Origin of the sequence: Chryseobacterium sp. Chry.R1 (assembly GCF_039645525.1) — a bacterium.
Classification (GTDB): Bacteria; Bacteroidota; Bacteroidia; order Flavobacteriales; family Weeksellaceae; genus Chryseobacterium; species Chryseobacterium proteolyticum.
The window spans coordinates 2,037,017-2,062,505 of record NZ_CP151793.1 but is presented as its reverse complement, the minus strand read 5'-3'; the positions used below and the strand labels follow the sequence as shown (position 1 = coordinate 2,062,505).

Annotated in this window: 18 protein-coding genes; 3 read left to right on the top strand and 15 right to left on the bottom strand. The window is 35.0% G+C overall.

What is annotated here, in order from left to right; genetic code table 11:
* Positions 1-6: 6 nt before the first annotated feature.
* The 14 genes from AAEU33_RS09500 to AAEU33_RS09435 form a co-directional block, all read right to left on the bottom strand.
* A complete protein-coding gene (locus AAEU33_RS09500; RefSeq protein ID WP_345992280.1) occupies positions 7-1,398 on the bottom strand; it encodes a nucleotide sugar dehydrogenase in 1,392 nt (463 codons plus the stop codon).
* A 77-nt stretch (positions 1,399-1,475) separates the two neighbouring features.
* The gene (locus AAEU33_RS09495) at positions 1,476-2,786 is read right to left on the bottom strand and encodes a nucleotide sugar dehydrogenase (RefSeq protein WP_345992278.1); all 1,311 of its coding nucleotides are present in this window, start codon (positions 2,784-2,786) and stop codon (positions 1,476-1,478) included.
* Between the two features lie 50 nt (positions 2,787-2,836).
* Entirely contained in the window at positions 2,837-5,176 is a 2,340-nt protein-coding gene (locus AAEU33_RS09490; RefSeq protein WP_345992276.1) for a polysaccharide biosynthesis tyrosine autokinase, read from the bottom strand.
* Positions 5,177-5,184: 8 nt separating this feature from the next.
* The gene (locus tag AAEU33_RS09485) at positions 5,185-5,892 is read right to left on the bottom strand and encodes a polysaccharide biosynthesis/export family protein (protein ID WP_345992274.1); all 708 of its coding nucleotides are present in this window, start codon (positions 5,890-5,892) and stop codon (positions 5,185-5,187) included.
* Between the two features lie 213 nt (positions 5,893-6,105).
* Complete coding sequence (locus tag AAEU33_RS09480) at positions 6,106-6,912, bottom strand: polysaccharide biosynthesis/export family protein (RefSeq protein ID WP_345992272.1); 807 nt, start codon at positions 6,910-6,912, stop codon at positions 6,106-6,108.
* 72 nt (positions 6,913-6,984) lie between these two features.
* Positions 6,985-8,934 (bottom strand): nucleoside-diphosphate sugar epimerase/dehydratase, encoded by a 1,950-nt coding sequence (locus tag AAEU33_RS09475; protein ID WP_172280051.1) that lies wholly within the window; start codon positions 8,932-8,934, stop codon positions 6,985-6,987.
* Positions 8,935-9,372: 438 nt separating this feature from the next.
* On the bottom strand, positions 9,373-9,834 hold the full coding sequence (locus tag AAEU33_RS09470) for a regulatory protein RecX (RefSeq protein WP_345992270.1): 462 nt from the start codon (positions 9,832-9,834) through the stop codon (positions 9,373-9,375).
* Positions 9,835-9,893: 59 nt separating this feature from the next.
* A complete protein-coding gene (gene glyA, locus AAEU33_RS09465; RefSeq protein ID WP_345992268.1) occupies positions 9,894-11,159 on the bottom strand; it encodes a serine hydroxymethyltransferase in 1,266 nt (421 codons plus the stop codon).
* 224 nt (positions 11,160-11,383) lie between these two features.
* Positions 11,384-12,289, bottom strand: coding sequence for an NAD(P)/FAD-dependent oxidoreductase (locus AAEU33_RS09460; RefSeq protein WP_345992266.1), 906 nt, complete (start codon positions 12,287-12,289; stop codon positions 11,384-11,386).
* Between the two features lie 74 nt (positions 12,290-12,363).
* On the bottom strand, positions 12,364-13,884 hold the full coding sequence (locus AAEU33_RS09455; protein ID WP_345992264.1) for a glycosyltransferase family 39 protein: 1,521 nt from the start codon (positions 13,882-13,884) through the stop codon (positions 12,364-12,366).
* A gap of 154 nt (positions 13,885-14,038) precedes the next feature.
* On the bottom strand, positions 14,039-15,232 hold the full coding sequence (locus AAEU33_RS09450; protein ID WP_172280061.1) for an efflux RND transporter periplasmic adaptor subunit: 1,194 nt from the start codon (positions 15,230-15,232) through the stop codon (positions 14,039-14,041).
* Between the two features lie 31 nt (positions 15,233-15,263).
* Complete coding sequence (locus AAEU33_RS09445; RefSeq protein ID WP_345992262.1) at positions 15,264-16,535, bottom strand: ABC transporter permease; 1,272 nt, start codon at positions 16,533-16,535, stop codon at positions 15,264-15,266.
* 59 nt (positions 16,536-16,594) lie between these two features.
* A complete protein-coding gene (locus AAEU33_RS09440) occupies positions 16,595-17,824 on the bottom strand; it encodes an ABC transporter permease (RefSeq protein ID WP_172280065.1) in 1,230 nt (409 codons plus the stop codon).
* Between the two features lie 44 nt (positions 17,825-17,868).
* Positions 17,869-18,558, bottom strand: a complete 690-nt coding sequence (locus AAEU33_RS09435; protein WP_172280066.1) for an ABC transporter ATP-binding protein — start codon at positions 18,556-18,558, stop codon at positions 17,869-17,871.
* 425 nt (positions 18,559-18,983) lie between these two features.
* On the opposite strand from AAEU33_RS09435, the gene AAEU33_RS09430 reads away from it, so the two are divergent.
* The 3 genes from AAEU33_RS09430 to AAEU33_RS09420 all read left to right on the top strand — a co-directional run bounded on the left by AAEU33_RS09430 (position 18,984) and on the right by AAEU33_RS09420 (position 22,046).
* Positions 18,984-19,958, top strand: a complete 975-nt coding sequence (locus tag AAEU33_RS09430; RefSeq protein WP_172280067.1) for a ribonucleotide-diphosphate reductase subunit beta — start codon at positions 18,984-18,986, stop codon at positions 19,956-19,958.
* 82 nt (positions 19,959-20,040) lie between these two features.
* On the top strand, positions 20,041-20,328 hold the full coding sequence (locus tag AAEU33_RS09425) for an antibiotic biosynthesis monooxygenase (protein ID WP_172280068.1): 288 nt from the start codon (positions 20,041-20,043) through the stop codon (positions 20,326-20,328).
* A 26-nt stretch (positions 20,329-20,354) separates the two neighbouring features.
* Positions 20,355-22,046, top strand: coding sequence for a ribonucleoside-diphosphate reductase subunit alpha (locus AAEU33_RS09420; RefSeq protein WP_262888817.1), 1,692 nt, complete (start codon positions 20,355-20,357; stop codon positions 22,044-22,046).
* Between the two features lie 140 nt (positions 22,047-22,186).
* On the opposite strand, the gene AAEU33_RS09415 is transcribed toward AAEU33_RS09420, so the two are convergent.
* A complete protein-coding gene (locus AAEU33_RS09415) occupies positions 22,187-25,372 on the bottom strand; it encodes a TonB-dependent receptor (protein ID WP_172280071.1) in 3,186 nt (1,061 codons plus the stop codon).
* Between the last annotated feature and the right edge of the window lie 117 nt (positions 25,373-25,489).

The window sequence follows — 25,489 nt, the reverse complement described above, 5'->3', positions numbered from 1 at the left end:
CATAGCTTAATTGCCTATTCCTTCGTAAGTAAATCCAATTTGCTGAATGGTATCGTGATCCAGGATATTACGCCCATCAAAAACATAAGCAGGTTTTTTCATCTGCTTATAGATGGTCTGATAGTTATATTCCTTAAATTCATCCCATTCCGTAAGAATAGCTATAGCATGTGCATCATGGAATATCTCCGTATTATATTGATGTACAACAACCCTCTTTCTATTTTCTTCCGGCGTACGGGTATTCAGATAGTCCAAATCCGAGTATATCTGTTCTGCGGTTACTTTAGGATCATATACATGAATTTCGGCATGTTCATTAATCAACATATCTGCTACGTATATAGACGCTGATTCCCGGGTATCGTTGGTGTCTTTCTTGAATGCCCATCCCAAAAACACGATTTTCTTTTCTGCCACTGTATTGAAAAGTTTTCTCACAATATTTCTCGCAAACCTTCTTTTCTGATGATCATTCTGAATAATAACCTGATGCCAGTAATCTGCCACTTGCTGAAGTCCTAAAGATTGTGCAATATAAACCAGATTAAGTACATCTTTTTGGAAACAGGAACCACCAAAACCTACTGAAGGTTTAAGGAACTTGGGTCCGATTCGTGAATCCATTCCCATAGCTTTTGCAACTTCTTCTACATTGGCTCCGGTATGTTCACATAGTTCGGAAATTGCATTAATGGAAGAAATACGCTGTGCGAGAAATGAATTTGCAGTAAGTTTCGTTAACTCAGATGACCATACATTAGTAGTTAAAATTCTCTTTTCAGGAATCCAGTGCGCGTAAATATCTACAAGAGCCTGCTTTGCTTTCAGACCCGTTTCCGTATTATCACCTCCTATTAATACCCTATCTGCATTGATCAAATCCTGTACAGCAGTTCCTTCTGCAAGAAACTCAGGGTTAGAAAGAATTTCAAAGTGATGTGGATTACCCGAATTTTTCAAAATATCCTTTATAACATTAGCCGTTCTTACAGGCAATGTTGATTTTTCTACAATAATTTTATCAGAATCTGCTACATCAGCGATTTGACGAATACAAAGCTCTACAAATTTCATTTCGGCAGCCATCCCCGCACCTTCACCATATAGCTTGGTTGGTGTATTAACTGCCATAAAGATAATTTCCGAATCTTTAATTGCTTTCTCGACATCTGTGGAAAAAAACAAATTCCTGCCTCTTGCTTCAGCAACCACTTCATCTAATCCGGGCTCATATACAGGTAACTTACTTAGATCTGTGTCATTCCACGCTGCAATTCGATCCTGATTTAAATCAACAACCGTAACATTAATTTCAGGACAATATTTTGCAATAACTGCCATAGTTGGTCCACCTACATATCCTGCTCCGATACAGCAGATATTTTTAATTTTCATTGTATCTTAATATTTTGTGATTAAGTAATATTATTTTTTATTCAAAAAGCTTCTTAGTTTAAATCTCAGATAACAAATTAAAGTCTTGAGTCATATTGCTTTAAAAATCCTTTCACATCATAAATAATTCCACCTTCCTTTAAGAAGTGGGTTAAATCGAGCTCCAGAAATTCATTGTGGGAGACTGTAAGAACTATAGCATCAAATTGTTTTCCGATCTTATCAGTTTTGTTTACAGAATGAATACCATACTCATGTAAAACTTCATCCGGATTTGCCCATGGATCATAGGTTATAACTTCTATAGAATACTCCTCTAGCCCTTTTATAACATCTGCAGCCTTTGTGTTTCGCACATCCGGACAATTTTCTTTAAAGGTGATTCCAAGATTTAAGATTCTTGCCCCTGTAATATTAATTCCTTTTCTGATCATCGTTTTCACAACCTGAGAAGCTACAAATTCTCCCATTGAATCATTTAATCTTCTGGCTGTTAGAATCAGTTCTGAATAATAGCCTACATCCTGTGCCTTTTGTGCCAGGTAGAAAGGATCCACTCCAATACAGTGTCCTCCTACAAGTCCTGGTCGGAAAGGTAAAAAATTCCATTTCGTCCCCGCAGCTTCAAGCACCGCATGGGTATCAATACCCAATAAATTAAATATTTTTGCCAGTTCATTGACAAATGCAATATTAATATCACGTTGTGAATTTTCTATTACCTTAGAGGCTTCAGCAACTTTGATCGTAGGAGCAAGATGGGTTCCTGCTGTAATTACTGATTTATATAAATCATCTACTTTTTTTCCTATTTCAGGAGTAGACCCAGAGGTAACCTTCAGGATCTTCTCGACTGTACGTTCTTTATCTCCCGGATTAATTCTTTCTGGAGAATATCCTGCAAAAAAATCTTGGTTAAATTTTAATCCAGATACTCTTTCAAGCACAGGTACACATTCTTCTTCGGTTACTCCCGGATACACTGTAGATTCATAAATAACAACATCTCCCCTTTTTAAAACTTTAGCTACCGTTTCAGAAGCTTTGTAAAGTGGTATTAAATCCGGGCGATTATGTTTATCCACAGGAGTGGGTACTGTAACGATATAAAAATTAGCTTCTTTAATGTCTTCCAAAGAAGAGGAACAGTATAAGCCAGCTTTATTTACATTGTTGTCAGATGTTTCAAACGGATTATCATTAACAATGACAGCCTGAAGAACTTCATCATCAACTTCAAGTGTCGAATCTTTTCCCTCAATTAATTCTGAAATCCTTTTTTGATTAATATCAAATCCTACAACTGAATATTTGGTTGCAAATAACCGGGCTAAGGGTAACCCAACATAGCCTAATCCAATGATAGCAATCTTTGTTTGTTTATTCATTCTATTATCTGCTGCAGTCTAAAAACTATTCAAAAAACTTAATTAATCGATTACTTCTTAAAAATCTTTTGCCACCATGTTTCTTTTGTATCCTTAGTATAGCCATATCCATAACCATAATTATATCCATAACCTCCTACATTTTTTGAAACATCATTAATAACGAATGATACATTTGAGAGTTTTGAATCTCTTACAAGGTCATTAGCAAAATTGATTAATAAGTTCCTTGACACTCCGGATCTTACCACATACAGAGTAGCATCTGCAACATCAGCGATATTAAGAGTATCCGAAACTAACATTAAAGGAGCAGAATCCACAACGATGTAGGCATATTTTGAACTCATCTGTTTTATAAGTTGCTGATATCTACCATTAGAAAGTAGCTCCTGCGGGTTTGGAGGTATACTTCCAGCATAGATCACATCGCAATAAGGATTAGTATCCGATTGATGAATAAGCTCATCTACATTAACTGTTTCATCATAGAGATATTCAGTCAATCCTTTTCTCTTTATAGGTTCATTGTCGTAACGTTGTATCTGAGGATTCCTGATATCCGATCCAATCAACAAAGCTCTTCCGTTTTTATTGGCCAGGGTAAGAGTTAAGTTAACAGAAATTAAAGTTTTTCCTTCCCCTTTTACAGAAGAAGTAACCATAATAACTTTGGCCGAATCTTTATTGGGTAATACGAACTTTAGATTGGATACCAATACTCTGAATGCCTCAGCAAGCTCTGTAAAGTCGTTCATTTGTACCAAATGATTTTCCTTATTATTCAATGATGGAATATCCGCCAGAACTCCTAATGATGAACGTATTTTAATATCTTCTCTTGAGTATATTTTATCATCTAACATAAACAATAAATACAATACTCCAAACGGAAGTAATAATCCCAAAAGTATAGCGCCCAGAAAAACAATATTCTTTTTTGGTGAGATAGGAACATCTTCAGTAAAAGCAGGATTTACAATTTTAGCTTTCGGAATATTAACCGACAGATTAATTGCATTTTCTTCCCTTTTTTGTAAAAGATATAGAAACAGCTGCTCTTTAAGGTTTTGTTGACGTTCTATTCCTCTATAAACTTTTGATTGTCCCGGAACTTTTTCTATAAGACCATTATTAGTGGTAATTTGATTGTTTAATTGTGCAATTGAAGCTTGTACAGTAGCCTTTTGTTCGTTGATATTATCCTTAATGATGTCTTTCAATGAAGCAATCTCTTTATTCATCTCAACAACAGCAGGGTTTTCGTTAGTAGCCTGTTTCAGTGTTTTATTTCGACTGATAAGCAATGTGTTATATTGTGAAATAGCTTGTTCTAATGAAAGATTGAGCCCTAAGTTTGACGGCATCATCTGGTTACCTCCTTTGGCTGCCTCAGCCGAAAGAGAATTTAAAAGATCCAATTGAGTTTGCTGCTGAAGAAGAAGCTTTGTATTATCGTTTGTATTTTGAAGAGCAAGTTCAGCCTGTGTCTGCAAATCCACAATACGATTACGATTTTGGAAGTCTTCCTTCTGATTTTCAACACCTGAAAGATCACGGGTAATAACTTCTAATCTTTTGTCAATAAATTCCTGAGTATTTTGAGCTTGTAAATTTTTATCTCTTAAACCATCTAAATTATATTGCTTTGTAACTTCATTTAAAATAGCTTCTGACTTATCCGGAACAGCTCCAACAATACTTATGTGCATAAGTAAGGCCTTTTCATCCGGTAATTCAACCTGTATTTTATTTTCTAATTTTTTTACTCTCTCAATAGGATTCCAAAAAGCAATTTTATACTTAGCTGTAAAAGGAACCTGCGGATCCCTATGCAATATTACGGTTCCAAAATCAAGATGAAGAGGAATATTAAAAGAGCCTTTAATATCACCTTTCTTTTCATTCCATAAAGTAAATTCGTTTCCTTTGATATCCTTTACAGTAAATTCTTCCGATATAAATTTTTTATTATCTTTATTATATTCTAGAATCTTTGCTGTAATGGGTGCTTTAGAAAAAAGCTCAGAGTCTTTAATATCTCCTGCGCTAAAATATTGTACATTAAGATTTAAATTCTGCACAACCTGCATAAGAATAGGCCTTGAAGTAACCACAGCTACCTCACTTTTAAGCTCGTCTGCATTTCCCAGCCCTATTCCTAAATTATCCAGATCTGCTAACGCAGAAGAGAGATCTGTTTGTTTTTTATCAAATTTAAGGGTTGTTTTTGATTGATATTGAGGAATGGAATATCTTAGGTACAAATAAGCTCCAAATAAAAATACAAGTATGGAGAATATGAACCATGGCCATTTTCTTAAATATTGGTTTAAAATGCTTTTCAGATCAACCGTCTGTTCTTTTTCCTGAAATTCTTTCTGCTGCATGTCTTAGTTTATCGGGTTAAAGAAATAACAAGTGTTGCTGCAGCGAGAGCAGAAGCTATGATCTGGAACGTTAATGCCCTATTTGGGTTAGAATTGGCCTGTATTTGTTTATTGTGATCAGGCTCTACATAAATTACATCATTTTGTTTCATATAATAATAAGGTGAGTTCACAATATCAGATCTTGACAGATCCAGGTTTACGATCTGATCGACTCCATCATCTCCGGGACGTATAAGTTTTACTTTTGTACGGTTTCCGAAATCAGTCATATCTCCTGCCAAACTTAAAGCCTGAAAGATATTGAGTTTCTGGGTAGTACTCTCCTTTTGGCCGGGAAGCTTAACTTCTCCTAAAACGCTTACATTAAAGTTTTTTAAAGTAATCGTTACCAAGGGGTCTGTAAGATATCTTTTTAGACGGGATTCCAGATCTTGCTTTAGTTGTACCTGAGTCATTCCTTTAGCATATACATTTCCTAAAACTGGAAAATTGATATATCCTTCTTCATTAACAAGATATTCACTTGGCTGAACATACTGATTTATTCCAGTAGTAGACTCACTACCAACCTTATTGGCTGTATTAAGATTAAAAGGCTTAACTGCATTTTCATCAAGTGCTGAAACAAGAATCAAAAGAACATCATTTTCCTGAATATGTAGCCCCTGAAATTTTGCTTTAGCTACTTCCTCCTCCATATTATGCTGTGTCATATATACCATATTTTGTTTAGGCTTGCAAGATGCCAAAACCACTGACAAAATTATAAGGTAAGTAATAATAGTTTTATTCATGATATTATTTAATCTACTGTCGCTTGTCTTTAATTTTATTTATTGATTACATTCCGAACAAGCTATTTTTTTCTACTAATTTGTGATTTAATGTTCACCTGCTGGTGACAATCTATTCTAAAATTTTATTTATTAATTTTTAATCAATGCCAATATCCCTACAGTTATTGAAGCAATTACAGAGGCAACAGAAATGTAAAGTCCAGTATTAGGATCTACCCTAGCTGCTTTTTCCCTGTTAGCATTTGGCTGAACATATACTACATCATTTTGTTTAAGATAATAGTAAGGAGAATTTATAAAATTAGCACTTGTAAGATCTATTCTTTCTTTACTGATCTGTCCATCAACATTTCGAACAATTAAAATATTATTTCTTACTCCATAAGCAGTTAAATCTCCTGCTAAACCGATCGCACTTAGTAAAGTTGTATTTCCATCAGGTATTACATAAGTTCCGGGCTTAGCAACTTCCCCAAGAACAGAAACTTTAAAATTGATGAGTTTGATATCTACAATAGGACTTTTTACATACTCCGAAATTAATCCTGTGAGCTTGGTTCTTAATGTTTCAATATTTTCATTTTTAGTGCTTACTTTTCCTATCTGAGGAAAAACAATATCACCATTGGTATCTATGACATAAGTTGGTCCGGACGCCGGAACCTGCTGAGGAAGGTTATTGGAACTAGGCAATGTGTATTGAGCAACTGTACTACCTGAAGAATAATTCTGATTAAAAGGCTTTACTACATCCATATCCTTTGCGGAAACTGTAATAATCAATTGATCTCCCGGCTGAAAATCAATCCTGCTATTTTTAATCGAATTTTCGAGTGTAATACTATCAATATCTTTCATATAATTGATATCCTGTCTCGTTGTACAAGAAAACATTGCTAAACTTACAGCACCATAAATAAAATACTTTAAACTCATTCCTGATAATTTTTCCACAAAAATAGGATAATTATTTTTTTACAAACTATGCATTGATTTCATTACACTCAATTAGTCTTCTACTAATGGTTCTTTATCCAAAATTTCAAACTCGGAGTTATTGCTTATAAACTCCTGAACAATAGTTTTTAAAATTCTAACTACCTGTAATTTATCTCTTTTAACAGCAGCTAATATAATCTGCTTGCATAGCATATCCACCTCATCGAATTCCATTATCGGATCTCTTGAGATCAAAATCTTTTCATGGTGTGTAGGAATGGTAACAGTATTATTACTTAAAAGTTCCTCATATAATTTCTCTCCCGGTCTTAAACCAATGAAAGTAATTTTTATATCTACATCTGGCGTATAACCAGATAGTTTTATCATTCTTTTAGCAAGATCTAAAATCTTAACAGGTTCACCCATATCAAATACATAAATCTCTCCTCCATTACCCATAGTTCCTGCCTGAAGTACAAGTTCACATGCTTCAGGAATTGTCATAAAGTAACGAATAATGTCCGGGTGAGTAATCGTAACGGGACCTCCTTTTTCTATTTGCTTTCTAAAGTGAGGAATAACCGAACCGTTTGATCCCAATACATTCCCAAAACGGGTAGTAATAAACTTAGTAGTATTTCCCGGAGAATTCTGTAAAGACTGAACAAACAATTCTGCTGCTCTTTTTGACGCCCCCATTACATTGGTAGGGTTAACAGCCTTATCGGTAGAAACCATCACAAAACGGTTTACTTTATACTTTTTTGATAATAAAGAAACGTTCTTTGTTCCTAAGATATTTACAAAAATAGCTTCATGCGGATTTTCTTCGATTAACGGAACGTGCTTGTATGCAGCGGCGTGATATACCATTGAGAACTGATAGTCTTCAAACACTTTTTCTAATCTGTAACTGTTAGAAATATCCGCCAGTACAAATTTAAACCGCTGTTCAGGAAATTTTTCCAGAAGCTCTAATTCCAATTCATATAATGGGGACTCTGCCTGATCAAGAACTACAATTAATGCAGGATTGAACTGCGCAACTTGCCTAACAATTTCACTTCCAATAGAACCAGCTCCTCCTGTAACCAAAACATTTTTATCAAAATGTCTCTTTTTAACATCTTCGCTTTCTATTTTTATAGGTTTACGATTTAGTAAATCTTCAATCTGAAGCTGACTGATTCCTCCCACAAGATCACTATCTCGCATTTTACTTAGTGTCGGAGCCTTCAGTACTCTCAAACCGCTGTCCAAAGCTAAGGTCATCCATTCTTCGATTTCCTGCTTTGTCATGATCTCTTTAATCAACAATACAGCATCAAACTGCTTGATTAATTTTTCACTTTTAAAAAACTGATTTTTATTATAAATCTTGTAGCCCAATAGTAAGGCTCTGTTTGAATCTGATCTTCCAGTTAGAAACCCTTGTAATCGATAGGGATAGTTAGGATTATGCATAATGGCGCGAGCCAATGCTACAGAAGCCTCTCCAACGCCTACCACTGCTATTCTTACTTTAGAAGAAGCACCTTTAATATCAATTAGCATATTAAAGAATTGCTTAGTAACCATCCTAAAAAAGAACATGATGGATACCGAAATAAGGAAATACAAAAACAGATTAGGATACAGGAAGAGCGATGTACCCATGGCCATCTGTGAAATGTAATTGATAATCAAAAGACTGACCAATGTACTTCCTGATGATAGTATAATCTTGAAAAAATCAAAGAAAGTAGAATGTCTTATAATACCTGCATAGGTTTTGAAGACATACATAAACAGGATATTAATCCCAATTACTAAAATCCTTTTCTGAACAACATATTCCGGAAAATTAACTTTTACATCCAGATTCCTTAAGAAAAGACGTGAAAGCAAAATTGAAAAAAAGATAATTAAAATATCGATAATGATAACCAACCATCTCGGTATATATCTCAATTTCGTGATTTTCACAATGTTATCGCCATTGTAAAGAGCATTAAAAGCTTCATGCAACTTTTTCATTCAACATTAGGTGATTTTATTAGCGGGGCAAAGGTAATAGATATTATTCATAATTTTAATGCAATTGTTTAATTTCTTTTTTCTACTTTATCTATTTCCAATAAAAACTATTTCTAACACATATTATTGTCTATAAAAAAATTTATACACAATCTCCATACTTTTTACGCTATTTATATCATATTTTCATTGTTTTTCAGATATAAATTTCAAAATATAAATATTGCAAACCACATGCATTTTTCGTGCCACTTACTTTAATTTCTTTTAAAATTTTAATTTTTTTTTAATAAAACAATGTAAGATATTACATATAAAAGTCTTATATAAAACTACAGCTCAATTCACAGTATAATTGTTATAATTTATTATCCTTAAAATTTCAACAAAGCTATTTTTTTTAAACAGAAAATAAACGGAACGTAAATTACATATATATTAATTCTCAAGAACCTGCAGGATTATTTCATATTCGTACCCCTTGCCTATTAAATAACTGATTGTTTTCGTTTTTCTCTGGTACTCTTTCAGCCCACTGGATTTGGAATAGTGATCATCAAACATCTTTTTAAGGGTTTTAAAATAATCATCCTCATCTATTTCATTAAAGCAGGATTGAATAAGCTTTTCGGAAATTTGCTTTTGCTTTAAATTCATCCGAATCTTATTTCTCCCCCAGTGCTTTATATAGAACTTTCCCCTGATATAACTTCTTACAAACCTCTCCTCATTCAGATAATTTTCCTGAATCAGATATAAAAGAATCTCCTCTTTAGCTTCGCTGATCAGCATGAATTCTTTCATCTTTTGTTCAACTTCAGCATGACATCGGTCCTGATAAACACAATAGTTAACCAGCTTTTGTTTGATTTCTTCAAAAGTATAAGATTTCTTATCCATATATTATAAAAAAAGAATGAGCAAAGTGCCCATTCTTAGTATTTAAATTGAAGTAAAATTTAGTAATTAAACAAAGCTTTCCCTTCCATTAATTCATTTACTTTCTTTTTTACAGATGCAATAACTTCTTCATTCTTGATATTATCAACAACCTCGGAGATCAGCTCTGAAATAGTTTCCATATCCTGTTCTTTTAATCCTCTTGTTGTAATTGCTGCCGTTCCTAGTCTGATTCCAGAGGTTGTAAATGGCGATTTATCATCAAAAGGAACCATATTTTTGTTACATGTAATATCTGCCAGAACTAATGATTTTTCAGTCTCTTTACCATTAACGCCTTTATTTCTAAGATCCACAAGCATTAAGTGATTATCTGTTCCCCCGCTCACAATATCAAACCCTCTACTGATCATTGCCTTTGCTAAAGCCTGAGCATTAGATTTAACTTGTTTTGCATAAGTCTCAAACTGAGTATCCAAAGCTTCTCCAAAAGCAATTGCTTTACCAGCAATCACATGTTCAAGAGGTCCTCCTTGAATTCCAGGAAATACTGCACCATCTAAAACCTGACTCATCATTTTGATCTCTCCTTTAGGTGTCTTATGACCATACGTGTTTTCGAAATCTTTACCCATCATGATCATTCCTCCTCTTGGCCCTCTTAGTGTTTTATGAGTAGTTGTAGTTACTACGTGGCAATGTTCAAATGGAGAATTCAGCAATCCCTTTGCAACCAAACCTGCCGGGTGTGCAATGTCAGCCCACAGAGTAGCACCTACTTCATCTGCCACCTCTCTGAATTTTGCATAATCCAGGTCTCTGGAGTAAGCGGAAAAACCCGCAATAAGCATTTTCGGCCTTTCTCTCAAAGCAACTTCTCTCATTTGATCGTAATCAATCAAACCTGTTTCCTGTTGTACACCATAAGAAACAACATTATACTGAATTCCTGAAAAATTAACGGCTGAACCATGAGTCAGATGTCCTCCCATGGAAAGGTCCATTCCCATAATTTTATCTCCGGGTTTCAAAACGGCAAGGTAAATAGCTGCATTAGCCTGAGATCCGGAGTGAGGCTGAACATTTACATAGTCAACTCCAAAAAGCTCCTTTGCTCTGTTTATTGCTAATGTTTCGACCTCATCTACTACTTCGCATCCACCATAATACCTTTTACCAGGGTACCCTTCTGCGTATTTATTTGTTAATACACTCCCCATCGCCTTCATTACATTATCAGAAACAAAATTTTCCGATGCTATAAGCTCCAATCCATGAGTTTGTCTTTGTTTTTCCTTTTCAATCAGGTCGAAAATAATATCCATTTACTTTTAGTTTTTGAGATTTTTCACCCCAAATGTACGGAATTTTCAACAAGATTTTATTCATAAAAATATGATTTTTGGGATAAAATAATATAAAACACAATTTATTTCTCAATCCCTATCTAGCTTAAAATCTCAGTGAAAAAGTGCCTATCACTTCTTATAAAAAAATATTCCCTGCTATATTAATACAGCAAGGAATACTAAAAACACTTAAAATTTAATTAAAATTCTTCTTCAATAAGCTCCTTATTTACCATAGCACCAACGGTATTTCCAGATCCGACAGCATTTGCTACAGATCTCATCATTGAAGAGCTATCACCACAGGCATAAACACCATACACATTGGTTTTATAAAAAGCATCTGTTTTTATATGGCCTGACTCAGTTATTTCGATGCCTAAATCCTGTGAAATGTTTATATTTTGCTCAAAAGGAACTTTAGCATAGACAGCTTTTAAAGAAACTTTTGATCCGTCTTTAAAGACGACACTTTCAATGATCCCTTTCCTATGCTTCAATTCCGTAATTTCATTTTCATTGATATTAATTTTTTTTTCTTGTAACTTTCTGATCTGATCTTCTGTGAGCTCTGCCTTTCCATTGGTAAACAGAGTAAGGTCTTTCGTCCAATGTGAAATCATTTTTGAAAACTCATAGGCAAAATCGCCATTACCCATAATTCCTGTTTTCTCATTTTTCAGTTCGTACCCATGACAATACGGACAGTGTAAAACAGAAATCCCCCAACAATCTTTGAATCCTGGAATAAGTGGCTTTATATCATTAATTCCAGTGGCAATAATCAATTTCTTAGATTTGAATCTTTCTAGTGACTGAGTTTCGACTTCAAATCCGTTATCTATTTTCAGAAGTTTACTCGCAATACCATCATAAAACTTTACAGAACTATATTTTTTCACCTGAGATTTAGCCTCATCACTAATCTCCCGGGGAGTCCTTCCATCTTGTGTCAGAAAATTATGAGAATAAGGTGTTTGCTCATTGCAAGGTTTTCCTCCATCAATAATTAATACATTTCTCAAAGATCTTCCTAAAGCCATTGCAGCTGAAAGACCAGCATAACTGCCTCCAATTATTATAACATCATAAGGGTTTACTTCCATGGTCTGAAATAAAATTTAAGACAAAGATAAACTAATTTTTCAATAATGCAATAAAGTTGCAATAATGAATTATTTCAAAATTCCCTTTTAATATCATCGATCTCATTCCTTATTTTCGGCCTAACATCTATTTTTGCCCGACTGAAACTAAAAATACGAGTACCTTTTTCTCTGGCGAAAGGATTGGTAACAGAATCGGCTTCTCTAGAAATTTCAAAGTAAGGACCAGTCTCTTTTAGCTCATCATCATTATCATTATCTTTTATTCTTATCAAGTTAAAATATTTGTCTTTAAGATCAAACCAGTTGATATAATCGGCATTAAATGAGACAGCTTTTATTCCCATCTTTGAATAATAGTTAATAGCTCCAGCTTGACCATAATTATCACATAAAACTAAAGTCTTTCCTATCTTTGATAATTTATAATATTCTTTATCTACTTTTTGTGCTAATTCTTTCCACCCTTGCATATCTGCAAAATCCTGAGGTAATGAGTGATCTTTTCCATCCTCCCATCTCAACAATCCAAACTTTTTATAACGCTCCGGATTATTCACAATAAACTCCGGACTCTTATTAGGAAACAAAATACAATACATGGGTATAAATAATAGCATAGGGAAAAGTATACAGAGTGGTTTAAGAAATCTTTTCCATCCGCTTTCTAAAATGTGATCCAAATAAGCTGACCCAAAGGCAATATAAACAGGATAAAGACCAATTGCATAATAATCTTTAGCTTTAAAAAAGACAAACAGAGATATTGCAATTACATATCCCCAAAAGAAAAATCTGAACTTTTCAAATGGTTTGTAAAATAACAGAGCGTAGAAAGCCAATATGATAACAAATGTAACTCCTATAAAGAATAGTAATTGAGATTTAAAAAAGTCAAATCTATTCACATTGACCAATTGATTCTCTGAAAGCTGCTTCATATGATGAATAACAGGGAAGTTATTATTATACTGCCATAAGAGATTAGGAAAAATAATAACTAAAGTTACAAGTGCAGCCCAATAGGTGTGCTTGTTTGCAAAGATCTTTCTTTGGCCTGTTAACAAAAGTGCAGGGATAAAACCCAATGCCAGAAAAGCAATATTATATTTATTTAAAATACCCAGACCAAAAATTATCCCACCGGAATAAAGCCATTTTATTTTTTCTGTATTTATGTATTTAATTAAAATATAAAAGAATAAAGTCCATAAAAATACTTCGGAGGAGTTAGGCTGAAAAAGCATATTTAATCGCAAAAGCACAGAAAATAATAATCCCAGAGAAGCCAAAACCTGAGCAAACAATCCACCCTTTAATTCTTCAATGATTTTCCACACCACAACTATAGTCAGCGCCCCAAATAAAGCCGGAAAAAATTTAACCCAGAATACTGATCCCCCCAATATTTTGATTAACCATGCCACCCAAGAACTAAATGGTGGAACTGACAAATATCCCCACGCAAGATGATCTCCCTGATCAATATGAAGGAACTCATCCCGGTGTAATTCGTATTCGGGATTAATCAATAAATATTGAAGAATAAATTTTGCAATAATAAAAACGAAAAGAATAAGATAGCTTTTCTTCATAGGTCAAAGTTTGAAATTAAAATTAAGACATTTTAAGCTTCCTATTCATTACATTTTCAAACCTTGTTTAACGGAATAGGCAAGAACTTTAATGAGCAAAAAATCCCGGAAATAAAATCCCGGGACTGTAGATAAAATGTATCTGATTAGTTTATTATTTTTTCTTTTCTTTAAGTTCCTCTTTGTCCTTATCTGATGGGTTCCACACTTTTACTTCAGAATTTTTATCTATTCCTGAAAGAATTTGAACATTGATCCCGTCACTGGCTCCTAATTTCACATATACTTTTTTGAATTTTCCATCAGGTTGCTTTACCTCAACAAAAGATCTGTCTTTACCGTTGTTTTTCTCATATTGAATAAGAGATTCGTCAAGCAATAATGCATTCTTTTGGGAATTCAATACAATCTCTCCATTTGCTGAAAATCCAGCTCTGATGTATTCATTATTAGGATTGGTTACATCGCCTTCTACAGGAAATTTTATCGTTCCCAGATTATCTTTTCCCTTAGGAGCAATCATTGTTAATTTCCCTGGAAAAGTTTTGTTCTGCAAGGCACCAATCACAATATTCATTGGCATCCCCTGCTTCAGTTTTCCCGCCTGAGCTTCATCAATCTCTCCCTGAAAGATCAGTGAATTAAGATCGGCAATAGAGCAAATCGTTGTTCCCGCGTTGAAAGAGTTCGCTTCAATAACCTGGCTTCCTACTTTTACAGGAACATCAAGTACCGTTCCTGCAGCTTTTGAACGTATTTGCGTTGTAGCAAAACCCTGAAGTTCAGGAGTTGCTCCGGTTTTCACAATTTGTAATCTTTTCTGAGCCGTCTGGAATTGCTGGTTTGCGTTTTTAAGAGTCTGTTGCTGAGAATACAATTGTTGTTGAGAGTTTAAATAATCCTGCTTGGAAATAACTCCCTGACTATACAATTTCTGTTGCATATCAAATTGTTTCTGCATGTTATCTACATTCAGCTTGGCATTGCTGATCTGAAGCTGCGCATTCTGAACTTCCTGCTGTGCATTGTTTACATCTGCGATATTTGGAATAATCCTAACCGTTGCAACCAATTGTCCCGCAACTACTTTATCCCCTTCATCAACTAAAATTTTATCAATAATCCCTGCAATATTAGGCTTGATCTCGATTTCTTCTTTTGGTATAATTTTCCCTGTCGCCATGACTTTATCATCCATATTCTGGACCGTTGGTTTTCGCGTAAGGAACGCTTCACTCTCTTTAGAATTGGATTTGATCAGATAACCGATTCCCGAGAATAATGCCACTGCAAATAAAAGCCCCAACAGTATATAAATGGCTTTTTTCCAAGTGAATTTCTTTTTCATATATCTAGTTTATTTTTTATTTAAATGGTTTTTATTCAGTTCTTAACGCTTCAATAGGTCTGATTTTAACAGCTCTCTGAGCTGGAATCATTCCGATAATCAATCCTAAAACTACCATCACCGCCATGGCAGCAAATACATTTCCGTAGTTTACCGTAGGATTATAAAATGGAAAGGCATCCTGATTCTGTGTAGCCATATTAAGGACCATCAGGACAAATATTCCTGACATGAATCCTAATAATCCTGAGGATAGTGTAATTACAACACTTTCCAGCAGAATCTGGTTTCTTACTTCTGAAGGTTTGGCTCCTAATGCTCTTCGGATCCCTATTTCTTTTGTTCTCTCTTTTACCGTAATTAATAAGATATTTGAGATCGCAATAACTCCCGCAAGAATCGTAAGTGTTCCTACAATAATTGTTAATAGCTGCATTCCGGTTAAGAATCCGGTTAATTTTCCAAATTCTTTTCCAAGGTTGAAGCTTCCAAATGCATTTGTATCTTCAGGTGAAACTTTATTTTTAAGCTTTAATACCTGTTTTACTTTTTCTTCCACAATCTTTAAATCGGCATCCGGCCTGCTGACAATAGCAAACATATCAATATTGTCTCCCGCATTATACATTTTCGTGTATGAAGAAAGAGGAATGAAAACAGTACGGTCATTTTCAAAACCGCCTCCTTTTTTCACTCTGAAAACACCGATAATATTAAAGAAAAGCCCTTTTATATTTATTGATTTACCAATAGGATTTTCTTTCTTTTTGGAATTAAAAAAGTTTTTATATACCTCTTCTCCGATCACGGCAACATTTTTATTGCCTGATAAATCGGCATCGTTTATATAGCGTCCGAAAATAAGTTTCTTTTCAGAAATTTTATTTCCCACAGGATAATCCCCTGTAAGAGAATAGGTAGCACTTTTCCCGTTTCTTGACATAGATTCTCCGGGTGTTCCTGTAAAACTTCCCCGAGCATTCTGTGGTGAAATGTAATCTATTTCAGGAATTTTTCTTTTAAGCATTTCCATATCCGGCAAATGCAGTTTCATCTCTCTCCCTTTTGGAAAACCTTCGTATGGAATAGAGGTTTTCTGAGCCCATAGAAAAATAGAATTCGTTGCAAAGCCTGAAAATAATTTATCGAAACCATTCTCCATTCCTTTTGCTGCTCCCAGCAAACTTACGTATAAAAACATACCCCAACCCACCCCGATCATGGTAAGGAATGTCCGAAGTTTATTATTTCTCAGTGAATAATAAATTTCCTGCCAGGTATCCTTTTTAAATAAGATGTTCATTGGTGTTAGTTATGAGTTTGATTTATACTTTTTTTATAATTATGTACGAACATCAGCTATTACTCTGTTCGTAATGCCTCTATAGGTTTAATTTTCGATGCCCTGTAAGCAGGAACAAAACCGGCAATCAATCCTGAAAAAACCAATGCCAGAAACGCCATAAAGATCTCGGTCCAGCCGACACTAGGGTTCTTGATAAAAAATTCTTCAAGACTGTCTCCCATAAGGCTAAGCGCTAAAACTCCCAAACCTACCCCAATTAAACCTGAGATCACGGTGATCACAACACTCTCCTGTACAATTAATGCTACAATGCTTTTGGGTTTTGCTCCAATAGCCTTTCTAACACCTATCTCCTTGGTTCTCTCTTTAACGATATAAACCATAATGTTACTGATTCCAATGATTCCTGCGATCAAAGTCCCCATCCCGATAAAACCAACAATACCGGTAAGTACAGCCATAAACATAAATGTATCATTCATATTTTCTGCATTGTTCCATACCCGGACCCCATTTTCATCGTCAGGAGAAACATTCTTCCTGGCTTTTAATCTATCTTTAAGCTCATTACCATATTTTATGGCTTGCTGAGGTGTTAGCTTTTCGTTATAGGCTATATAAACCGTTGTTACAGTATCTGAGCCTTTTTTCATCTGTTGCAAAGTAGTGATGGGTACTGTAATATGTCTTTCGTCCCAGTCTCCACCGTCATCGGAAAATACTCCGACTACTTTGAACATTGTTCCGTTAATATTCAGTTCTTTTCCTACCGGACTTCCGTTTTTGATCAAATCTCTCTGTACCATTCGTCCGATCACGGCAACATTTTGTTTTCTTTCAAGATCGGAAGGATTGATATAACGTCCCTCAAGGATTTTCCTGTTTTCAATGAACTTTTCTTCAGGATCTCCTCCGTTAACCTGATAATTCCCACTTTCTTTTCCGTACTTCACCAGCAAACTGGTTTGATACCTTGGAGTTGAATAGCCTACTTTTTCCTTATCTGCTTTAACCAGAAAGTCATAGTCATCATTATTCATGGTCACGTTACGATCCGACTGTAATCCTTTGTAGGCAATGGTTGTTTTTCCTGTAAAGATGGAAATAAGGTTTTGAGCATCCCTTGCAAAACCTTCTGTAAAAGCGTTTTGTAAACCTTTACCGATTCCGAAAAGAACGATAAAGATAAACAGCCCTAATGCCACCGTAAATCCGGAAAGCACCGTCCGCAATACATTACTGCGAATGGAACTGAATATTTCCTGCCAACGATCCAGGTCAAACATATTTTTATTTTTTTACTTTTTTAAAGTCAATGTACATTCACTATTTATAGAACAACCTGTTTGATAAATTCATCACTTTCGATAACTCCATCCTTTAAAATCACATTTCTTTTTGTTTGTGCTGCAACATCAGGTTCGTGGGTTACTACAATGATCGTTTTTCCTTCATTATTAATATCCTGTAGCAATTTCATGATATCATGGGTTGTTTTCGAATCCAAGGCACCTGTAGGCTCATCGGCCAATACCACTTTAGGATTTGTGATCAGCGCCCTTGCAATAGCTACCCTTTGTTTTTGTCCACCGGAGAGCTCATTGGGAAGATGAGTTGCCCATTGGGCGAGTCCTACTTTCTCCAGATATTCCATGGCGATCTGATTACGTTCTTTTCGGGGTACGTTCTGATAATATAAAGGAAGAGCAACATTTTCTAAAGCCGTTTTATATCCTATCAGATTAAAAGACTGAAAAATAAATCCTAAAAATTTACTTCTGTATTCTGCAGCCTTTACTTCGGATAAATGCTCGATGGGAACACCGTCCAGCTCATAAATCCCGGAATCCTTTTCATCCAGAATCCCTATAATATTAAGGAGGGTAGACTTTCCGGAACCCGAACTTCCCATAATAGAAACAAACTCGCCTTCGGAAATATTGAGATTAATTCCTTTGAGAACGTGCAGTTTACTTTTCCCTGTATCGTATGATTTGTTTAAATCCTGAATTACTAACATTAAGTGATCTATGTTTTATAGTCAATAAGTAGAAGATATTTTCAATTTGTTACAAGAATCAAAATTTATTGTATTTTTTTAGTGTTTAATAGAATATACCTTTATTTATAGCATTTTATGATTTTATGTTTAACTGTAACTTATCAAAAATATTTATTTTATGCTTATTATTGTATCTAAACCAATATCAGTGCTTGTTTCATGTAAATGTGGAAAACTTTTACGATTAAAAGTCAACCAATTAGTGTTTAGCCCTTTCAAAATCGTTTCTTTTTTTCGAACTTTGTGCTTCGCACTAGCAAATAATAAAGACACTTTTCTTGTGAAAAACTTTTAAATATAAGTTCCAACAAATCAAGCTGTTATTTATTCTTTGATTTTTATCCACAGTGATCTAATTAGTTTAATTTAAAGACATTTTTAATATGGGAATTTTTGATAAGAGAGTAAGTTACAAGCCATTTGAATACCCTGAGGTTCTTCAATTTGTAGAAGCGATCAACAAATCGTTTTGGGTGCATTCGGAAGTGGATTTTACTGCAGACATTCAGGATTTTCATTCGCAGCTGGAACCACACGAAAAAAATTCTGTGAAAAATGCTTTACTGGCTATTGCACAGATCGAGGTGTCTGTAAAGACATTTTGGGGAAACCTATACAATCATATGCCAAAACCTGAACTGAACGGTTTAGGTGCTACTTTCGCTGAATGTGAATTCCGTCATTCTGAAGCCTATTCGCGTTTATTGGAAGTATTGGGATATAATGAAGAATTTACCAACGTTATAGCAGTTCCTGCTGTAAAAAAGAGAATAGACTTCTTATCAAATGTTCTGAAACATGCTAATTCTTCCACCCCTAAAGAATATGTTTCTTCTCTTTTACTATTCAGTATCCTGATTGAAAATGTATCGCTTTTCTCACAATTTGCGATCATTCTTTCTTTCACAAGATTTAAAGGATACATGAAAAACGTATCCAATATTATCGCGTGGACTTCTGTTGATGAACAAATCCATGCTAACGCAGGAATTTATCTGATAAACAAAATCCGCGAAGAACAACCTGATTTATTAACTGATTCAGACATTGAAGATATTTATACTTTAGTAGATCAATCTGTAGAATTGGAAGGTGAAATCTTAGACTGGATCTTTGAATTGGGAGAATTGAGTGTATTCTCAAAAGAAGACTTACTCAACTTTATGAAATACCGTGTTGACGACAGCTTAAAGAAAATCAATATGGATACACGCTACAACATTTCGCCGGAACAATACCGTCCGATGAAATGGTTTGAGGAAGAGGTTTTTGCTAATTCTATGGATGATTTCTTTGCTAAAAGACCTGTTGACTATACGAAACACGACAAGAGTATTACAGCCAACGATTTGTTTTAATTAAACAAGCTCTGTATATAGCTCAACAATCTTTCATTAGAAAGTATCCTTTTCGGATGAAATAAAAACCAAAACACAAAAGATGATTAATGTAATTGTAAGTTATACCGTAAAACCAGAATTTGTTTCAGAAAACAAAGAAAACATTCAAAATTTCCTGAATGATTTCAGACAATTGGATCTGTCGGCATTTGAATACAAGGTTTTTCTTAAAGAAGACGGTGTTACATTCTTACATTATTCTAATTACAGCAATGAAGAGGTACAACATGAGGTTTTGAATACACCATCTTTTAAAGAATTTCAACGATTAAGAGATGAGAGTGGACTTAATGGTTCCCACAAGGTAGAATTTTTAGAATCAATTTAATAACACAAAATTCCTGGATATACGACATGGATATCCGGGAATTTGAAAATATAACAACTATGGAGGAACAAAATACTAATATATGGTGGCTCAACGAGGAGTCTGAGCAAATGCTAAACAGAGGATATCTGTTAAAAGGGGAAACTGTAGACGGAGCTATCGACAGGATTACCACTGCTGCTGCCAAAAAGCTATACAAACCGGAATTACAACCTGCTTTTAAGGAAATGATCACCAAAGGATGGATCAGTTTTTCCTCTCCGGTATGGGCAAATATGGGAACACAGAGAGGTCTTCCTATTTCATGTTTCAATGTACACATTCCGGATAGCATTGAAGGGATTACTCATAAAATGGGTGAGGTGATCATGCAGACAAAAATCGGGGGTGGAACTTCAGGATATTTCGGGGAACTTCGTAACAGAGGAACTGCAGTAACAGATAATGGAAAGTCTTCGGGAGCGGTTTCCTTCATGAAATTATTTGATACGGCAATGGATGTAGTATCACAGGGAGGAGTGAGAAGAGGAGCTTTTGCAGCTTATCTGGATATCGACCATGGGGATATTGAAGAGTTCCTGTCAATTAAAGATATCGGAAGTCCTATTCAGAATTTATTTACCGGAATTTGTGTTCCTGATTACTGGATGCAGGATATGATCGATGGTGATATGGAAAAACGTAAGATCTGGGCAAGGGTTTTGGAAAGCCGTCAGCAAAAAGGTCTTCCTTATATTTTCTTTACGGATAATGTTAACAGAAACAAACCACAGGTTTACAAAGATTTGGGGCTTACTGTAAATGCAAGTAATCTTTGTTCTGAGATCATGCTTCCTTCTACGAGGGAAGAATCATTTATCTGCTGTCTTTCTTCCATGAACCTGGAATTATATGATGAATGGAAAGATACGGATGCAGTGAAGTTGGCTGTTTATTTCCTTGATGCTGTTTTAACTGAATTTATTGATAAAACAGAAGGCAATTATTACCTACAGGGAGCAAGAAACTTTGCAATGCGTCACAGAGCTCTTGGGCTTGGTGTTTTAGGATACCATTCTTACTTACAAAAGAACATGATCCCGTTTGAAAGTTTTGAAGCGACTCAGTTTAATGCAAGAGCATTCAGACATATTAAAGAGCAATCTGAACAGGCATCAAGAGAACTGGCTAACATCTATGGAGAACCTGAATTGTTAAAAGGTTATGGGTTAAGAAATACCACCACAATGGCTATTGCTCCTACGACTTCAAGCTCTGCTATTTTGGGACAAACTTCTCCGGGAATTGAACCTTTCGCATCCAACTATTATAAAGCCGGTTTGGCCAAAGGAAATTTCATGCGTAAGAATAAGTACCTGGCAAAATTATTAGAAGAAAAAGGACTAGATAACGAAGAAACATGGAGAACGATTATGTTGAACCATGGTTCCGTTCAGCATTTAACTGAACTAACTGACGAAGAAAAAGCTGTATTTAAGACATTCAAGGAAATTTCTCCGATGGAGATCATTTCCCAGGCCGCTCAGAGACAGCAATATATCGATCAGGCACAATCATTGAACTTACAAATTCCATCTACCATGCCCGTAAAAGATGTAAACTATCTGTACATCGAAGCATGGAAAAAAGGAGTAAAAACATTATATTATCAAAGAAGCTCATCAGTATCTAAGGAAATGATGGTGAACTTTGTATCTTGTTCAAGCTGCGAAGCTTAGACTACAAATAATAAACAATTATATATTGAAGCACGTTTTTTAAACGTGCTTTTCTTATATCTTGTTTTGTAAAGAATTACAAAATAAAAAAAAGCCCAGAAAGAAAATCTGGACTCTTGAAAGAATATATAAAGTAAAAATTAAAAATTATATCGAACTCCCAGCTGTGCCTGGAATCTTGATGCAAACTGATCAATCGTATAAGGCAACCCCGGAGATTTGAAATTATAGGTTGGATCTCCAGCTCCCGGCTGTCCCGCTGCCACATTTCCAACTTTCGTTAATCCAACACTTGCTGTTGAATTAAAAGTATTCGGTACAAAATAGATCTTACCCCAATCCTTATTCAACAGATTGGTGAAGTTGATGATACTTAAAGAAATCTGGATATTATTTTTAGACTTCCGGCTCAGTCTGATCTCATCCATAATTCTGATATCTGCCTGAATATTCCAAGGAGTAAAGTCTCCGTTTCTCTGAGTAAACGTTCCTCTTCTGCTGCTCAGGTATTTATTATTATTAACGAAGCTTTCATAATCAGCTACCTGCTGTTGGGCGGTTACCAAAACATTCCCTGCAGCATCTTTTATCGGAACAATATATTTAGCAGCTTCAGCAGCATCTTTAAAGATATATGCCAATCCGGCAGCTTGTCCTGTATTAGCAATAGTACTGTTTACAAAGCCCCATGAGAAAGGATTTCCTGACTGAGCATTGAAATATACGTTGGCCGACAATCTGTTGGACTCTGAAACATTGAAACCATATCCGAGATTGGCAACAATTCTATTTTTAATAGCAAAGTTAGAAGTTGTCAACTGAGGATTATTAGGTGTAAGGGATTGATTCATCTGCCAGTTACTTTCCATTGAGTTTCTGATCCCGTTGGTAATATCTTTAGCATCTCCGTAAGTATATGCTGCAAAGAAGTTAAATCCGAAATTATAAGATTTAGAAATCTGTGCTGTTATATTATACCTGTAACCTTCTTTCGTATTGGATAACATGTAAGCATTAGAAAAATTACTGTTGATATTCGTTGTATAAATAGGCATTTGGTGATTCACGTCATAACTATAATACGTTACGTTATCCGTTTTATTCACCTGCTGGAATTTCAGATCATAAAGTACTTTAGTATAAATACCTTCTAATGTCAACTTATATCCTCCAACGGTATAATCTACTCCTAATGAACTTCTCCATACTTTAGGCATTTTGAAGTTATTATCAATAAGGTCTACCTGAACTTTGGAAGAGTTTTGCCAATTAGCAAAGTTGCCGCTTACCAATGGGTCTCCATTAGCTGCCATTTGAGCTGCCGTCGGACCATTATAATCATAACTTCCGAAACCTACTCCATCATTATAATAAGCATAACCCAGCCATGCAAACGGTATTCTTCCTACGAAAATACCAGACCCCCCTCTTAATACAACTGATCTGTTTTCTGTAAGATCCAAAGTAAATCCTAATCTTGGAGACAATGTGGGTTTATTAAGATATTTGTTTGTAAGCTGATTTAATGGTGTATAGCTGTAGGTATTCCCCATATTAGGATCGGTAGGAGAATTAGTAACTTTTGAACTCAAAAGAGGTTTGTTTGGTAAATCAGTATAATCTACTCTTACACCCGGAGATAAACGGAGTCTTCCTAAATTAATCTCGTCCTGAAGGTATAATGAAAGAAGGTTCACTTTATATGATGCATACGGATTATTAAACAGTGTCTCTCTGCTATCTCCATTGAAAGGATAAGTTCCTCTTATCCTTGCTGGTTTTGAGTTATAAAAATCATCAAGATTCTTATAAGAGATTCTTCCGTTTAATGCATTTACAAAACCATAATCGATATTGTATAATTCATTATGCGTTCCTAATAAGAAAGTATGATTCCCTGTCTTATACGTTAAATTATCGGTGATCTCAAATGTTTTCTGCTTCATATTGAAAACCGTTGCCTCTCTATCATTTCCTAATAAAATAGTTCCTCCATTATACCCTATTTCCACTTGTGGAAACATAGCGTTGGAAGAAGTAGGATCCCTGTAATCATTAATAGAAGAATATCCTAATACTAAGTTATTATTCCATTTATCATTAAAACGGCTTTTTAGTTCCAAAGTCGTCGTTGAAGCATTGTTCTTTTGAATATAGTCCATGCTTGAAAACCTGAAATTGGCACCATCTCTTTCAAGGTTTGAGGCCTGCGAGAATACAGTGTTATTTTTAATGGATAATGTATGTTTATCATTAATCTTCCAGTCTAATTTGTTGAAAAGTTTTGCACTTTCAGAAAAATTAGTGTACTGATTAAAGCTTCCCACATTAAAGCCATACTTGGTTCGAACAAAATCTGAGATCTGTTGAGCAACAGCGTTATTAACCAACGCATTAGGATCATCAGCATTATAAAAAACAGGATCTTTTCTTTTTGTATATTCAAGATTGGTGAATAAAAACACCTTATCTTTAACGACAGGTAATCCTACTCTCCCTCCATAAATAAAATCCTGAAAAGAGCTTGGCATTTTAGAATTATCTCCTACCCTATTTCTTCCTGTAATAGCAGCATTCCGTCCGTATACATAAAAAGATCCTTCCACATTATTACTACCACTACGTGTAACGGCATTGATACTTCCTCCAAGGAAATTTCCTAATTTCACGTCATAAGGAGCAATATAAACCTGTACATCCTGAATCGCATCCAAACTAATTGAGTTGGAACGTGTACTACTTCCCGGCATTCCCGATGTCCCCGTTTGTCCACCCAAAGACGGACTAAAACCAATCGCGTCGTTATTGATCGACCCGTCAATAGTAACGTTATTATACCTGAAATTGGTTCCGTTGAAAGAGTTGTTAGCACTCTGAGGGACCAACTTGGTAACATCCTGGATACCCCTGTTAATATTTGGGAGTCCGGAGATCTGAGCCTGGCTAATTGCAACTCCGTTTTTCACAGTGGTTCTCTTCGAGGTAAGCTTTACCTCGTCGATCACTTTTTCTCTGTTTTTGATTTCTACTACAGGCAAATCATTACTTCCTAATGAAAGCTGTAAGTTGGTATTCGAGTAGATAATTTGCGAACCATCGGAAATCTCTATCGTGTAGGGTCCTCCGGGTTGTAGATTATCCAGACTAAATTGTCCTTTGTTATTACTTTTAGTTTCAAAGGTACTGTTGGTGGGAACGTGAACTACTTTTACCGTAACTTCAGAATTTACCCCTTTTAATCTTCCGAAAATTTTAGAGCTGGTTTCTTGTGAAAACGCTAAGCCAAAAGACAAAACAGCAAAAGCACAGATCAATTTTCTCTTCATATTTTTATACTTCTAAATTTTATGGCAAAATTAGAAGCAACAATCAAGAAGTGTGGTAACATACAGTTAACATTATATAACATAATGTTTAATATTTCCTTAAAAAAAACTTAATTG

Coding starts and splice junctions, on each gene's coding strand:
- AAEU33_RS09500 (WP_345992280.1), bottom strand. CDS start 1,398: ATGAAAATTAAAAATATCTGCTGTATCGGAGCAGGATATGTAGGTGGA.
- AAEU33_RS09495 (WP_345992278.1), bottom strand. CDS start 2,786: ATGAATAAACAAACAAAGATTGCTATCATTGGATTAGGCTATGTTGGG.
- AAEU33_RS09490 (WP_345992276.1), bottom strand. CDS start 5,176: ATGCAGCAGAAAGAATTTCAGGAAAAAGAACAGACGGTTGATCTGAAA.
- AAEU33_RS09485 (WP_345992274.1), bottom strand. CDS start 5,892: ATGACACAGCATAATATGGAGGAGGAAGTAGCTAAAGCAAAATTTCAG.
- AAEU33_RS09480 (WP_345992272.1), bottom strand. CDS start 6,912: ATGAGTTTAAAGTATTTTATTTATGGTGCTGTAAGTTTAGCAATGTTT.
- AAEU33_RS09475 (WP_172280051.1), bottom strand. CDS start 8,934: ATGAAAAAGTTGCATGAAGCTTTTAATGCTCTTTACAATGGCGATAAC.
- AAEU33_RS09470 (WP_345992270.1), bottom strand. CDS start 9,834: ATGGATAAGAAATCTTATACTTTTGAAGAAATCAAACAAAAGCTGGTT.
- glyA (WP_345992268.1), bottom strand. CDS start 11,159: ATGGATATTATTTTCGACCTGATTGAAAAGGAAAAACAAAGACAAACT.
- AAEU33_RS09460 (WP_345992266.1), bottom strand. CDS start 12,289: ATGGAAGTAAACCCTTATGATGTTATAATAATTGGAGGCAGTTATGCT.
- AAEU33_RS09455 (WP_345992264.1), bottom strand. CDS start 13,884: ATGAAGAAAAGCTATCTTATTCTTTTCGTTTTTATTATTGCAAAATTT.
- AAEU33_RS09450 (WP_172280061.1), bottom strand. CDS start 15,232: ATGAAAAAGAAATTCACTTGGAAAAAAGCCATTTATATACTGTTGGGG.
- AAEU33_RS09445 (WP_345992262.1), bottom strand. CDS start 16,535: ATGAACATCTTATTTAAAAAGGATACCTGGCAGGAAATTTATTATTCA.
- AAEU33_RS09440 (WP_172280065.1), bottom strand. CDS start 17,824: ATGTTTGACCTGGATCGTTGGCAGGAAATATTCAGTTCCATTCGCAGT.
- AAEU33_RS09435 (WP_172280066.1), bottom strand. CDS start 18,558: ATGTTAGTAATTCAGGATTTAAACAAATCATACGATACAGGGAAAAGT.
- AAEU33_RS09430 (WP_172280067.1), top strand. CDS start 18,984: ATGGGAATTTTTGATAAGAGAGTAAGTTACAAGCCATTTGAATACCCT.
- AAEU33_RS09425 (WP_172280068.1), top strand. CDS start 20,041: ATGATTAATGTAATTGTAAGTTATACCGTAAAACCAGAATTTGTTTCA.
- AAEU33_RS09420 (WP_262888817.1), top strand. CDS start 20,355: ATGGATATCCGGGAATTTGAAAATATAACAACTATGGAGGAACAAAAT.
- AAEU33_RS09415 (WP_172280071.1), bottom strand. CDS start 25,372: ATGAAGAGAAAATTGATCTGTGCTTTTGCTGTTTTGTCTTTTGGCTTA.